The organism is Fluviicola taffensis DSM 16823, assembly GCF_943372375.1.
GTDB classification, from domain to species: domain Bacteria; phylum Bacteroidota; class Bacteroidia; order Flavobacteriales_D; family Crocinitomicaceae; genus Fluviicola; species Fluviicola taffensis_A.
In genome coordinates this window covers 41,840-55,787 of record NZ_CALRYJ010000021.1, presented here as the reverse complement: position 1 = coordinate 55,787, position 13,948 = coordinate 41,840, and the positions used below count along the sequence as shown (strand labels likewise).

The 13,948-nt window shown below is 40.4% G+C and carries 7 protein-coding genes; 3 read left to right on the top strand and 4 right to left on the bottom strand.

Features of this window, described 5'->3' with window-relative positions; all coding sequences use genetic code 11:
- On the bottom strand, positions 1-2,564 hold a 2,564-nt coding region (locus tag AAG807_RS19355; RefSeq protein ID WP_341907705.1), incomplete at its 3' end, for a GEVED domain-containing protein.
- A 362-nt stretch (positions 2,565-2,926) separates the two neighbouring features.
- Here AAG807_RS19355 and AAG807_RS19350 point away from each other — a divergent pair.
- On the top strand, positions 2,927-3,712 hold the full coding sequence (locus tag AAG807_RS19350) for an SDR family oxidoreductase (RefSeq protein ID WP_341907703.1): 786 nt from the start codon (positions 2,927-2,929) through the stop codon (positions 3,710-3,712).
- Here AAG807_RS19350 and AAG807_RS19345 read toward each other — a convergent pair.
- On the bottom strand, positions 3,704-6,100 hold the full coding sequence (locus AAG807_RS19345) for a choice-of-anchor L domain-containing protein (protein ID WP_341907702.1): 2,397 nt from the start codon (positions 6,098-6,100) through the stop codon (positions 3,704-3,706). The two genes, AAG807_RS19350 and AAG807_RS19345, sit on opposite strands and share 9 nt — an antisense overlap.
- Positions 6,101-6,221: 121 nt before the next feature.
- Positions 6,222-8,060, bottom strand: coding sequence for an ABC transporter ATP-binding protein (locus AAG807_RS19340; RefSeq protein WP_341907699.1), 1,839 nt, complete (start codon positions 8,058-8,060; stop codon positions 6,222-6,224).
- Positions 8,061-8,127: 67 nt separating this feature from the next.
- Here AAG807_RS19340 and rbfA point away from each other — a divergent pair, with 67 nt between their 5' ends.
- Together rbfA and AAG807_RS19330 are read left to right on the top strand one after the other, a co-directional pair.
- Positions 8,128-8,463 carry a 30S ribosome-binding factor RbfA gene (gene rbfA / locus AAG807_RS19335; RefSeq protein ID WP_341907697.1) on the top strand — a complete coding sequence of 112 codons (336 nt, stop codon included), beginning with the start codon at positions 8,128-8,130 and terminating at the stop codon, positions 8,461-8,463.
- Between the two features lie 58 nt (positions 8,464-8,521).
- Complete coding sequence (locus AAG807_RS19330) at positions 8,522-9,673, top strand: FtsX-like permease family protein (RefSeq protein WP_341907694.1); 1,152 nt, start codon at positions 8,522-8,524, stop codon at positions 9,671-9,673.
- Here the strand turns inward: AAG807_RS19330 and AAG807_RS19325 are convergent.
- Positions 9,670-13,914, bottom strand: coding sequence for a PAS domain S-box protein (locus AAG807_RS19325; RefSeq protein ID WP_341907689.1), 4,245 nt, complete (start codon positions 13,912-13,914; stop codon positions 9,670-9,672). The two genes, AAG807_RS19330 and AAG807_RS19325, sit on opposite strands and share 4 nt — an antisense overlap.
- Positions 13,915-13,948: the final 34 nt, after the last annotated feature.

The window sequence follows — 13,948 nt, the reverse complement described above, 5'->3', positions numbered from 1 at the left end:
TCTGCCCATGTCCAATTCAAATTTAATGAATCAGGAGCAGAAGTTCCACCAATTGAAGCTGGGTTAGAACAATAAGGCAAGGTTGTGAAATTATGAGCCAAAGCCAAAGAAGTATCTCCGTTCGCACAATTTGCATACACATAAATCGTGTAATCTGTCAATTGCGTTAAAGAAGAAATACTGGAGAAACTGTTTGTTTCATTCAGAAACTGTCCTGTTCCGGGAGTGAATCCTGCAGGACCGTATTCGATAATCCATTGAGTTTCATTCGAGAATCCTGCAGTCCATCCAAATTGAATTTCATCAGGTCCCAGGAATGTCGTTACGAAGTTTTTCGGTTTCGGACAATCTGTGTAATAGAATTCAACACAAGAATTGTTTTGCAAATAAGTAGCGTTGTCATTTGACACGTTCAAATCCTGGTTTGGACCGGAAACACCGATATCCGCATTTGCAGCATAGTCATCACCAGCATTTGGAGCACCAAAAACCACATCGTCATAAACGAACCAGATTTTTCCCGTTGCCTCATCAAATTGAACCTGGAAAGTGACAGCCGGAGCGCCAACTGATCCTGAGAAATTACAAATGTTATCCCATTGAACAATGAACGTTCTGTTCGGTGCTGTACCATTTGTTTGATAGTATACATTTCCTGTTTCATCATCCAAATCATCTCCCCAAGGGAAAATAAAGGTTCCCGGTTGCGTTGTCATGTTACCACCATACCCGATTTGAGCTGTTGTAGTACCTAGAGCCATACCACCATTGTTTCCAATCGTACAATCGTTATATAAAGTTCCTTGATATAAGATAGGGAAAGGAAGTGCCATTCCGATTTCAGAGTCATCAGTCAATACTAGATCAGTTCCTGTTGCAGCAATATTGATAAATCCTGCCGGAGAACAATCATTTGACCAATCCATATAGGTTCCTTGGTTGTAAGTGTTGAAAGAAAGCGGACCAGTATAATAAGATGAATCCGAAGATGAACAGATTGCCATTACATAAACTTGGTAGAATGAATTTGGTGTCAAACCAGTCAATGTGAATGGAATTGTTGATGCCACTACTGAATCACCTGTTCCAAGAGTAAATCCTGGAGGACCGTATTGTACTTGCCAAGAAGTTTCTGATCCACCTGCTGTCCAAGTAAGCTCGATGTCTGTACTTGTTGCACCTAGATTTGTCAACACGGTAGGTTGAGGGCATGTCGGTGCAGGAGCGATGTTAACAAAGTAATCTTCTGTTTCACCCCATGTGTAAGTTCCACATGCTGTAATGTTTCCAATAACGGTAGTCTCAACTGTGATCACACGCATACGCGTATTTCCAAGCGTTGCTGTCATAGGAATGATAATCGATCCGATTTCATTATGAGGTCCTGCTACAGCGATTGTTGAAGCATATACCTCTTCTCCCGGATCCGAGAATAATCCATTCTGATTGTAGTCAATGAATATTTTAGTCATATTACTAAAACTTCCACCACAAGTTCCTACCTGAACATTCGTTCCGTAATTAACTCCTCTTGCAAGGTTCGGTGCAGGCAACGCTGTATAATTGGAATATTGATTTTGAATAGATCCGGCACCTCCTGTTGTTGAACAGGTAGAGCTATTGTTAAGCGTTCCGATGCTGACATTCAGAATTTCCTCATCACTAGTACTGGTAGCATTACTGTTACAATAACAATTGATAAAGTTGCTTGTATTTACAAGGAAACCGGCAGTTGTATCAGACATTCCACCGCAAGTCATGTAACAACGATAATAGGTGTCGGAAGTTTGGCTCGAGATGTAGGTGCTGTTTGTAGCACCACCGATGTTTGTATATGATCCTAGAGCTCCTGTTGGAGAACTCTGCCATTGATAAGTTTGTCCAGTTCCACCTGTTCCACCTAATAATGAAAGCGTGTTATTTACTGAAGGACAAATCGGGTTGTTTGCTGCAGAAACAGTACCTGCAGTTGGAGGAGAAGTACAAGGTACAGCAGGAATGAAGGTGATTCCACCAATCAGACCTCGAGGATAATTTGCGGGAGTTGTCGGGTAAACCGTTCCTCCCCAAGAGATTCCATCACCAGTTAACAAGTTGACACCACCAGCACTAAAGGTATTTATACCAGCACCATTGGTTAATGTGGAGTATTGCATCGTGGTCGCTGACAAGCCAAGCTGATAAGTTGCTCCAGCTGGAATAGTCAGTGACAAGGACGAAAGCGCTGTAACAATTCCATTTGCAGTATTGGAATTGGAAACAACTGCTGATCCCGCAGAGATCCAACCGTTCTGTCCGGCTCCTACAGTTCCGAAACTCCATGGAGCTGCGTTGTCAACGTAGGGGCTTGTGTTGTAAAGAAGTTCAATGTTGTTTGTTGCTGTAGAGCCCAGATGACATTGGATACCGGTTATAATGATATCAAATGCATTGGTATTTTGAACATTGAAGGTAACGGAACCATTTCCGTTGTTGTTCGGATGGTTGGTATTTATGGTTGTTTGGCCGTATATAAAACAACTAAACAACATAGATAACCCTAACCAGAGTAATTTTTTGTTCATAATATAATAGTTTGTTGTAAAAGTATGGAAAACAGACTTTAAAAAAACTTAAAGTATAGTTTAAACTAAAGTAAATCAATCGGTTCAGAGGGTTAATAAAAACGGTTCATCTTGTGTTCTCATGCTCTGAATGAATATTTAGAAGGTTCTATTTAACAATTGAGAAATTAACCGGGAATTATTTTTTTATTAACAAGTTTATTTTTTAACAAATAACGACTTGATTTATCAATTAATAACATTCACAATTAATTCTTTTGACTCACTTTTCATAAAAAACGCTTAATCAGTTTGTTTTCCTCAATCAGGAATTTGAATCTTTAAAAATGTCATTGAAAGCGCAGAATGATTAATTTTGTTTGATGAAAGAATTAATCGGTAAGGTTGCTCTTGTTGCTGGAAGTACACAAGGTATAGGAAAAGCAGTTGCTATGAAATTGGCTGAAATGGGTGCGGATATTGTATTATTGGCCCGCAACGAAGAGAAGCTGAAATTGGTTAAGTCAGAACTTCATCGGGAAGGGAGTCAAACTCACGATTATTTGGTTGTTGATTTTACACAACCTTTGGAGTTAAAACAAAAGGTAAGTGATTACCTGTCAAAAGGGAAGTCTATTGATATTTTGATCAATAATACAGGAGGACCTAAGGCGGGACCGGTAATTGATGCGGATATCAGTGAGTTCTTATCGGCATTTAACCAACATCTGATCTGCAATCATATCCTTGTTCAGTCGGTAGTTCCCGGTATGAAACAATCGGGTGGCGGAAGAATCGTGAATATCATTTCCACAAGCGTGAAACAACCACTTCCCGGATTAGGGGTTTCCAATACCATTCGAGGAGCTGTGGGGAACTGGAGTAAGACTTTGGCAAATGAATTGGGACAGTTCAACATTACGGTGAATAACGTTCTGCCTGGAGCAACAAACACTACCAGATTGCAGGAAATCGCTTCTAATAAATCTGAGAAGACGGGTGATTCTGTAGATGCCATCTTTGAAGAAATGGCTGAGGAGTCTCCAATGAAACGAATTGCCAGACCGGAAGAAATAGCGGCAGCAGTGGCATTTTTAGCCTCACCTTCTGCAAGTTATATCAATGGGATAAATATTCCGGTTGACGGAGGAAGAACGAAATCACTTTAGTACGTTTACGTGACCAATCAGTACGTCTGCAATATTTGATCGGCTGACATACTTAATCTTATACGTATATGTTCCATCCGGAACCAATAGGTCTTTGTAAGTTCCATCCCATTCCCAGCGAATACTGGTTGAGTAAAACACCTGAAGACCCCAACGATCATAAATGGTCACTTCTGTTTCCTTGATATTGATCATGGAAGCTTTGAATGTATTGTTAAATTGATTGCCGTCAGGAGTGAAAGTATTCGGAACATAGATCCAATATTCTTCCTGGATAGTAATCGGTTTCACCACCGTGTCTTTACAGCCTATGCTATTTGTTGCAATTAATGTGACATAGTAAGTTCCGGGAACATCATAAGTATTATTCGGATGAACCATCGTGGATGTCTGACCGTCCCCAAATTCCCATACGTAAGTGTTTCCGCCTATGGTAAGATTTTGGAAGGTAATAGGCAGATCTTCAAATAAAGTATGACTTGAAATAACAAAATCTGCTATCGGTTGTATCACATTCACGGTTGTTGTTCCTTCTACGGTAAATGTCTGACATTCATCTGAGACAGAAACAGTATAGGATGTGGTTGTATAAGGATGCACAAAAACCTGAGATGTCGTTTCACCGCTATGGAACCATTCGTAGAAATATTGTCCGTACCCCCCAGTTGCTGTTACACTGATCGGAACGGTGTCTCCTGGGCAAATTAGCTGATTCGGGGACATGGTAAGAACCAATGGAGGACTTGTGATGATATATAAAACACTGTCAATGGATGAAACACCGCACTGATCGGTTACTTCAACATAATACATCGTACTTGTACTCGGTATCACATTCAATGTGTCATTCGTTCCTAAGACCGTACCATTGGCAAGATGCCAGGAGTAGGTAAAGTTTCCTGCGCCACCTGTTACCTGGACAGTTAGTTCTTTCGGAACATACGGACAGATTTCAGTGATGTCCGGTGTGGTCACTAAACCAATCGGTTGATAGATCGGAACAGTTACGGTTGCTACTGCATTTACAGTTTGATTTAAACAAGCATCCGTAACAGAAACGGTATAATTTTGTGTTGCAGGTGGATTAACGGTTATTGAAGCCGTAGTTTCACCAGTACTCCATAGAATGGAATATGGACCGGATCCACCACTTGGAATAGCAGTCAATTCTGCTGGATCTTGCGGACAAAGTTTGTCTACCGAGTTTACGGTAACCTGAACCGGCTGAATATCATTTATCTTCAGATTAAGTTCCAAGGGATTGGAACCACCGCATGGATCGGGAACTGCAAAAATCAAATCCACAGTTTCAACCCCTTCGGTAAGTCCATCGGCCAATGCGTTAAAATTAAACTGAACAGTCGATTGACCGGGAGCAAATGTTACTGAATTGGGAATGTTTGAATAATCCACACCTTCGATAGCGGTTCCTCCAACAGTGATCGGCACGTTCATTGAAGCTGCCGTAGAGCCATTTCTGGTCAATGTGACAGTTGTGTTCACGCAGCCTTCAGCCATGGTCACTCCATCATTGAAAGCATCAAATGACATGACGTAATCCACTTCGACAGGTACTTTTGATGTCAGACTGTTCGCCTCAAGAAAAATTCCCGAGTCAAAAATTCCATCACCGGCATCTGCAATAGCAATAATCAAATGGTATGTTTGTCCACATTGAACTTTCGAAACAGCCTCCAGTACTTTGGTGAAACCATCGTATTGAATATAGTTGGAAGATCCGTTATATGGGGCTTGATTTCCATTTCCGTTATTAACAAAATATGCTGAATTACTAGCTCCACATGCGTTTATTCCGCTTCCGGTTCCTCCGGGATTCCCGTTGTTCACATTGTTAATTGTAACAGTTGCCCCATTGGGTAATTTTGCCATATTCTGAGCACCCGGAATTCCAGGACCACTAATGAAAAATGCAAAAGCATCATTGAATTGGGAACAGACATACTCCGGGTATTCTTCCGACCCGAATACATATTTGAAACGAACGGTATCTGAATAAGGAATAAAATCGAATTCCAAAATGGAAGCATTGTAGGTAGTTGCTCCCGCCTGAGCAGTTAAAGCAGAGAAACCAGGGTAATTATTATCAAATCCCGAATTGGATGAGTTATTTGGTCCCTGAGGTCCGTTTCCATTATTTGCAATTGTTCCGGTTGTAATGACAATTCCGGAATTGATTCCCAGATTTGTTCCATTTGCCGTAAATTTCCCGATTGACGCGGAAGAACCTGAGAAATTAATGTTTGAAACGGTAACTCCTGGTCCAAGAAGTGTATTCTGAACCAATGACGCAGCACCCTGTGGTGATGTGACCAATTGACTCATCAGGGAAAAAGGGAGAAAGAATGCTATAATCCAAATCAGCTTCATATAGTAAATAACGTTCCGTAAATGGAATGGTTGTTTGGTGGAATACAAAAAGCGAACCAAAGTGGAAATATACTTATTAAACGGTAGCTATCAATGATTTATCCGTGAAAAAATCACAAAATTAATGGAAGATTCCTTGAAGGCCACACAGATTTGCATACGTTCCTCCCAAAGCAATCAAATCCTGGTGCTTTCCACGCTCGATAATCTGACCTTTTGACAGGACTAAAATCTCATCTGCGTTGATGATCGTACTCATTCGGTGAGCAATGATCAGGGACGTCCGGTCTTTCATCAATTCATCCAAAGCTCCCTGAACGATGCGCTCGCTTTCGGTGTCTAATGCTGAAGTTGCTTCGTCCAGGATCAGAATCGACGGATCTTTTAAAACAGCTCTTGCAATGCTTAAACGTTGCTTCTGACCACCTGAAAGTTTATTCCCACGCTCACCGATAAAGGTATCGTATCCATTTTCCAGTTGATCGATGAAAGTATCAGCATGTGCTATTTTGGCCGCCTTAACAATTAATTCCATGGAAACATCCTCTCTTCCAAATGCGATATTATTTCGAACGGTGTCATTGAAAAGAATGGATTCCTGAGAAACAATCCCGATATTCTGATGTAAATCTTCCAATCCGTATTCCTTGATATTGATATCGTCAATGTAGATTGCTCCTTCATTGACATCGTAAAAACGTGGAAGTAAATCAGCAATTGTGGATTTACCGCTTCCGGATTCTCCAACCAATGCAATGGTCTTACCGCGTTTCAGGTCAAAGTTGATATTCTTCAGAACCCATTCGTCCTTGTACTTGAAACTGACTCCTTCTATTCGGATCTCGTTCTTGAGACCATTTAATTCTTTTGGATTTTCTACCTGGTAGATATTCTCGCTTGTATCGAGAATTTCGTTGATCCGATCGCGGGAGACTTCTGCTTTGTTGAGATTACCTACTGCCGTTGCGATTCCCTGAATAGGACGTAATAATTGGGAAAAGACTATGATAAAGGTAATGAATTGAGCTCCTGTGAGAAGATTTGCATCCTTATCAAGGATCATTAATCCACCAAACCAAACCAGACACATCATAACTGCTGCTCCTAAAAATTCATTCAATGGCGGAGAAAGGTCTTTCTTGCGGAAAGTGCGTGTGATCAATTGCTGATGTCTTAAGTTGATCTTACGGAAACGCTCTTTCATGAATGGAATGGCATTGAAAGCTTTGATCACTTTAATTCCGCCCAGCGCTTCGTCAATCGTTGAAAAAACAATCCCGTTTTGTTCCTGACCCAATTTGGCAGTGCGTTTCAGGCTTTTCCCGATTCGGGAAATCACGAAGGCAGATACAGGAAGCAAGATAAAGGAAATCAAGGTCAGTTTCGGACTGATGTACAATAACACTCCCACTGTAGTAAGAATTGCAAAAGGTTCCCTGTAAATTAATTCCAGGATGGCTATTACGGCAATTTCAATTTCCCCCACATCACTGTTCATCCGGGACATTAAATCTCCTTTTCGTTCTTCGGTGTAAAAAGAAAGCGGAAGCTTCATTGCTTTGGCAAACAATTGGTCTTTGATATCACGAACAACTGCCATTCGGAGCTGAGATTGATGCCAAATGGCTCCATAACGTGCCAGGTTTTTCAGGAAAAAGGCAATTAAGACAGAAATACAGACAAAAAGCAGGGCATCTTTCGGATCTTCCTTGACCATTTCCTGCATGGTATAGTTGTAAAGATCTTTACAGTAAATAAAAAAGGTTGAAAAACCACCCTTATAAACCGGCTCAGGTAAATTGGTGATTTTATCCGGTTGAAAAATCAGCTGTAAAAACGGAATAAACAACACCATGGACAGGAGGTTGAATATCACAAAAAGCAAGTTGTAAAAGATCGTAAGTATAGCCGGAGCTTTATACGAAAATGTGTATTTGTGGAATGCTAATATCGATTTCATGCAGTACAAAGATATGTTTTTGTTCTCCTTTGTGTATGAACGAGTTTACAATTCTTAACTTTGCAGCATGAGTTCAATTAGACAAAACCGAATTGAGGGCGTAATTCAAGAGGAATTAGCTACTTATTTTCAACGCAATGCAAGTGAAATTTGCCTTGGTGCAATGGTAAGTGTAACGATTGTAAGGGTGACTTCTGATTTATCTTTGGCGCGTATTTACCTTTCGGTTTTTGCCGGTCCGGATAAAAAGGTGGTGTTGGATAATATTCAACAAAACTCACGCAAGATTCGTGGTGAAGTTGGAAAACGCTTAAAAAACATGCATAAGATTCCGGATCTTCAATTCTTTATTGATGACTCATTGGATTATGCTGAAACCATTAATAAATTGTTGAAAGATTAAGGTTTCATTTTTCATAGCGCGAAGATACCTTCGGTATACCAGAAAGCAGCGGAACCTTGTGAGTTGGATTACACGGATTTCTGTTGTCGGAATTGCTATTATAACAGCCGCGTTAATTATCATTCTATCAGCCTTTAATGGAATTGAACAAATGGTTTCGAAGTTGTATTCCGACTATGATCCTGCTATTACCATGCGTTCATCCGAAGGCAAGACATTTGATTCGACCACGGTAAATCTGAACCAGTTGCGCAAAATTCCCGGAGTGATTTCCTTGTCCAAAGCCATTGAGGAAACAGTTATCATCAAGCACGGAAAGAAATGGGTGAATGCACGAATGGTAGGTGTTGACTATTCTTTCGTTGATGCATGCAATTTGTCGAAACACATGGTTGACGGATATCCGACCCTGGAAGAGAATGGGGAACCGACAGCTGTTATCGGAGCGAGTTTGCTGGACAAGATCGATGGATATATTTCGGAGTTGGATGGTTACGAGGAATTGACCTTATACACCCCATTAAGAGATGCTTCCATAGCCCGGCTGAAAAGCCCTTTCAAGGTTTCTCCATTGAAAGTGGTTGGGCGAATGAATTACAACAAGGATGTGAATATGTCTGATTTGTTGGTTCCGATAAATTATGCGGAAATCCAGTTGAATTATGACACGGATATCACTGCAATCTATTTTCATGCAAAGAAGGAAAACAGAGAAGAAATCAAAACTGCTCTTGTAGCCAAATTCGGAGACACCTTTCAAATTAAAACCGCTGCAGAAAAGAATGAGTTGATCTTTAAGACAAGTGAAAGTGAAAAGAAGATAGTTGTTTTGATCCTATTGTTCATTTTTGTTTTGGCGGCATTCAATCTCGTGGCATCCCTGAATATGTTGTTCATTGAGAAAAAGGAGAATATTGAGACCATGGAACGCTTCGGTGCCACGAAACGGTTTATATTCCAGATCTTTTTCTTCGAAGGAATCTTGATTGCGCTTAAAGGAATCGGAATCGGACTGGTATTGGGAATAGGTGTTTGCTTGCTTCAAAATCATTACGGGTTCTTACAGATGCCTAATTCAGGAGGAAATGATGCATTTCCCGTTATTCTTCGGGTAAGAGATGTTCTGTTTATCCTGGGAACCGTTAGTGGTCTAAGCGTTTTATCCGCCTATTTCCCGGTAGCTTATTTGGTGCGAAAAACAGGTGCCTAATCCTTCGGTTTATATTTTTTTAATCCGATGATGGTGATATCATCCGTCTGTTCATGACCTTCTGACCAATTGGACCAGGCATTTTCAAAATATTTCTTTTGAAGCGGCATGGATTCAATTTTGATTTTCTCCAGCAATTCACGGATGCGTTTGAATGAAAACTTCTTATTTCGAATGGATCCGAATTGTTTTTGAAACCCATCTGTAATCAGGTAAAGTTGATCATCCTCTGCAATGGAGATATTCTTGCTTTCGTAAACAAAGACTTCCGTGTCGATTTCCTTTTTAGTGGATCTATGCAATACGAATTCATCTTCGTGAATATGGATCAGTGCAACTCCGCTTGTTGCAAATTCTACCGAATCCCCTTCAAATACGGCAACCAGAGCATCCATTCCTTCCGTGGTCAATGTATTGGTTCCGTGATGAAGCAGTTTATGCAATTCATTGTTCAATCCATTGAGGATTTGTGCGGGATCATCAATTTTCCGTTCGATGACCAGCTGGTTCAACAGATTGATCCCTAGAATCGTCATAAATGCTCCCGGGACACCATGTCCGGTGCAATCTGCCAGAACAAGGATCAATTTGTCACCGATTTGATGCATCCAGTAAAAATCACCACTGACAATGTCTTTTGGCTTGAAAATTACAAAGTAATCTTCAAAATGATCCCCCACTTCAGAAGCCTTCGGTAAAAGACTGTACTGGATTCGTTTTGCTGAATTGATACTTGATGTAATGTCCTTGTTTTGCTGTTCGATCAGCAATTCATTTGCACGTTTTTCTGTAATATCACGTGCCAGAGCGGTAAACCCGATAATTCGTTTCCTGGAACCCGGTTCAAATACGATGGAAGCATTTTGTCCGAGCCAGATAATCCGCCCTTCCTTGGTTCGGATTGGAAATTCCAAATAGGTGTTCTGGATCCGGTTCAGGATTTGATTTCTAAAGAAGTCCTTTACAATATCCCGATACTCCGGGTGAACGATGGATACGGAATCTTTCCCGACAAGGTTTTCATTCTTGTATCCGAAGGTCCGGCTACTCATCTCATTCAGATAGGTGAAATTTCCATCGATATCCGTATTGAAGATCATATCATGGGCATTTTCAACCAGCGATTGATAGTTGGTCGTGAGAGTCAGTTTTTCCGTAACGTCCTGACCCATGATTACACGCACAGCATCGGAAAAATACTTGCAGGACCATTCAATCCAGATCACTTCCCCTTTTTTGTTGTACATGGGAACCAGAAATATTTTCCCGTCTGAAAATTCATCTCCCAAGGAGAATTCGCGCATTTCAGCAGAAACTACGATCGGGTTGAGTGTGGAGAGTGATTTTCCAACGATCATATTCGAATCGATATGCAATAAATTTGACAGGTTTTTACTGCAATAGGTAATGATTCCCTTTTGATCGAATGAAATTGCCATCATATTTCCCTTGTTCAGGATATTGCTAACGAAGAACAATTTTTCCAATGAATCATTTCTTAAATAGGTCACCATGATCGTAAGGGCAGACGAAACACCGATCGAGAGAATGAAAAGCACACTGTTGAATGCCGGGTTTTCAATCCAGATCAACATCAGAACGGAAACAAAGATTTGAAAGAGACAAATGATGATAATCGATCGGATATTGTTTAGCATATACGGCAAAACACTTGAAATAAGCAGGATTGCAATAACCGGATAGGGATGAATATTTGTGATGAATAATAAGTAAAAGAACTGCACAAATAACACCAGAAGGGATACGTATAAACTGAGGTTATTGATCCGGTCCAGGCGATTTCTGCGACCGGAAAATTTATGGGTTATAAAACCAACCAGAAGTACCGAACTGACAATGAAATTGACCGTCATGTTCCCAAGATTCTTGTCTACGAAATAATGAATGATCAAACCTGTCAGGGCGTTACTGAGCGCTCCGAATAACAGCAATTTGGGGACAAACCTCGGATCGAGTGAATTGTAGCTGATTTCGTAAAGGTTCACCCGCATTCCGGTCCGTGTCCATTCCAGATATCCGATGTTCAATAGCCCCAGGAATAGGATCACAATCACGATAAACCATTTGGACTGCCATATCGGATTATGGATCACAATCGGATAGGTTGAAATCTCCGAAAAGTTGATTCCGTCAAAAGTTGATTTGACCTCTAAACGGTAGGAACCGTTTTCCAGTTCGGGCATTTTCATTTCACCGGAACTATTGAGTTTGATCCAGAATTTGTGGAAGCCTGTGATTTTATAATAGTACTCTAATCCGCTGTTTTTAGACAGAATCGTCTTGAATGTGAGGTATTTTCCCTGATCGACATCCCGAATCACACCATTTTGAAACAGGCGACCTTTAATGATAATTGGTTTTGGAGGAACAGGGTAGTTCTTCAGAATCTCAGTATTAATCAGAAATAGACCTTCGGAAGTTCCGACAAAACACCTGTTCTCGTCCTGGAAAACAGCGCGCATATTGGTTTCATACCCCCGAAAACCATTCTTTTCATTGTAATTTTTGTGATAAACGACCTTCCCGTCCTTATTCATTTTAAGGATATGAATACCCAAGTTGGTCCCCAGGATTAAGTTCCCCAGTTTATCAGAGGAAAGTGTGTAGAATAAGTAAGAAGGGAGTATTTTCTGGTCTGTGATGGTAATTAATTGATGATTCCGATCAATTCCTGCAATCCCTCGGTCGAAGGTGAACCACAAATTTCCAAATATGTCGCTGGTTGAATTCCCTGCGTAAGCTCCAATGGTATTGAATTGTTTTAGATGGATGACTTGTTTTGTGGCAATATTGACTTTTTTGATTCCTTCATTGGTACCGAGATAAAGGAATTTCCCATCAGCGGATTTTTGCCCGCAATAGAAATAATCCGGAGCACCATTGATTTTTGCTTTTGTGGAGGTCTTGGATTTCGGGTCGTAATAATAAAGACCTTTTTCGGCTGGTGCAAACCACAATTTTTCACCATCCCAAATGGCAAATTTGATTCGTTCACCTTTTTGCTTCGGAATAGCTGTTTCCAGGATTTCACCGGATTTCAATTCATAAATCCCGGTTTCGGAACAAATGAGTGTTCCAATCGGACATTCCAGAACATGGTTGACCCGAAAAGCCGTTTTCACCTTGAAATTAGTGGAATAAATCGGACCGTAATAGACTTCGTTCTTTCCATTTCCCAGCAAAAAATCGTTGCTTTTTGTCCTGAAAATTTGAATGATCAGGTTGTCTTCAAAAATGGGGGAAAGTTTCACTTTTGTGAACGGTTCAACACTTATTTTGGTGATTCCCTGGGAAGTGTTTACCCAGTAATCTCCGGAATTATCAATGAAAAGATGATAAATGGATCCTAATTCCTTGGTGTAGTTAGGGGCAATCCGTTTGAGGTTGTCATCTTCAATTGAAAAGAGCTCATCATCCGAATCACTGAATAAGATCTGATTCTTTTTTGATGCGATGTTTTCAATGGGGGTATCTTTGAATTCAAAACCTGTTTCCTCCTTGGTCTGTCTGAAAATACTTCCATTGTTGGAGAAGTAATACGTGTATTTGTTCTTCCCTGCTTCATCAAAGAGAACCAATTTCTTTTGATAATAGGAAGCCACCTTAAAATTCACTTTTGGCGAATTCAGCCATTTGCTCAAAGGGGTTATTTTAGTTGAACTAATGAAATAGGACTCTTTATCTGTAATCAGGATATTTCCATAGGGAGTTTCCAATAACTCGACACATTTTTTGATGTGCTTGGAGACGTATTGCTTCTTTAAAATGAGTTTGCCATTCAGATCCACGACCATGATGGAATTATTCGTGATGATAGACAGGTCGTTCTGACATTTGCCAATATGCAAAGCGGAACCATCGGTAATCGGGTTTATCTTATAGAACGAATGAATGCCATTGTTGTAATAATTCAATATTCCGGCATAAAGGGTGGAAAAATAAATTTCCCCATTGACAATGGAGATTCCGGTTACGTGATACGGACGATCAAGCCCTTTTGCACTGTGAATGGATTCAAAAGTGGTTCCGTTAAACCGGACAATCCCATTCCCATCCGTTCCGATAAGCAGATGACCCAATTCATCCTGAGTAGTGGTAAGTGTGGTAGTTATTTTTAATCCGTCCTGATGATTGAATTCCTGAAATGTATACAGCTGAGCATTAAGCTGTTGACTCAGTGCAAGAAAAGAGAATACAAAAGTAAGTATATGTAGTTTCAAAAGCTCTTAAATGGGGGGTAAAGGTAGCAATTAT

Bases quoted from the DNA above. Each gene is read 5' to 3' on its own strand.
- AAG807_RS19350 (WP_341907703.1), top strand. From the start codon at position 2,927: ATGAAAGAATTAATCGGTAAGGTTGCTCTTGTTGCTGGAAGTACACAA.
- AAG807_RS19345 (WP_341907702.1), bottom strand. From the start codon at position 6,100: ATGAAGCTGATTTGGATTATAGCATTCTTTCTCCCTTTTTCCCTGATG.
- AAG807_RS19340 (WP_341907699.1), bottom strand. From the start codon at position 8,060: ATGAAATCGATATTAGCATTCCACAAATACACATTTTCGTATAAAGCT.
- rbfA (WP_341907697.1), top strand. From the start codon at position 8,128: ATGAGTTCAATTAGACAAAACCGAATTGAGGGCGTAATTCAAGAGGAA.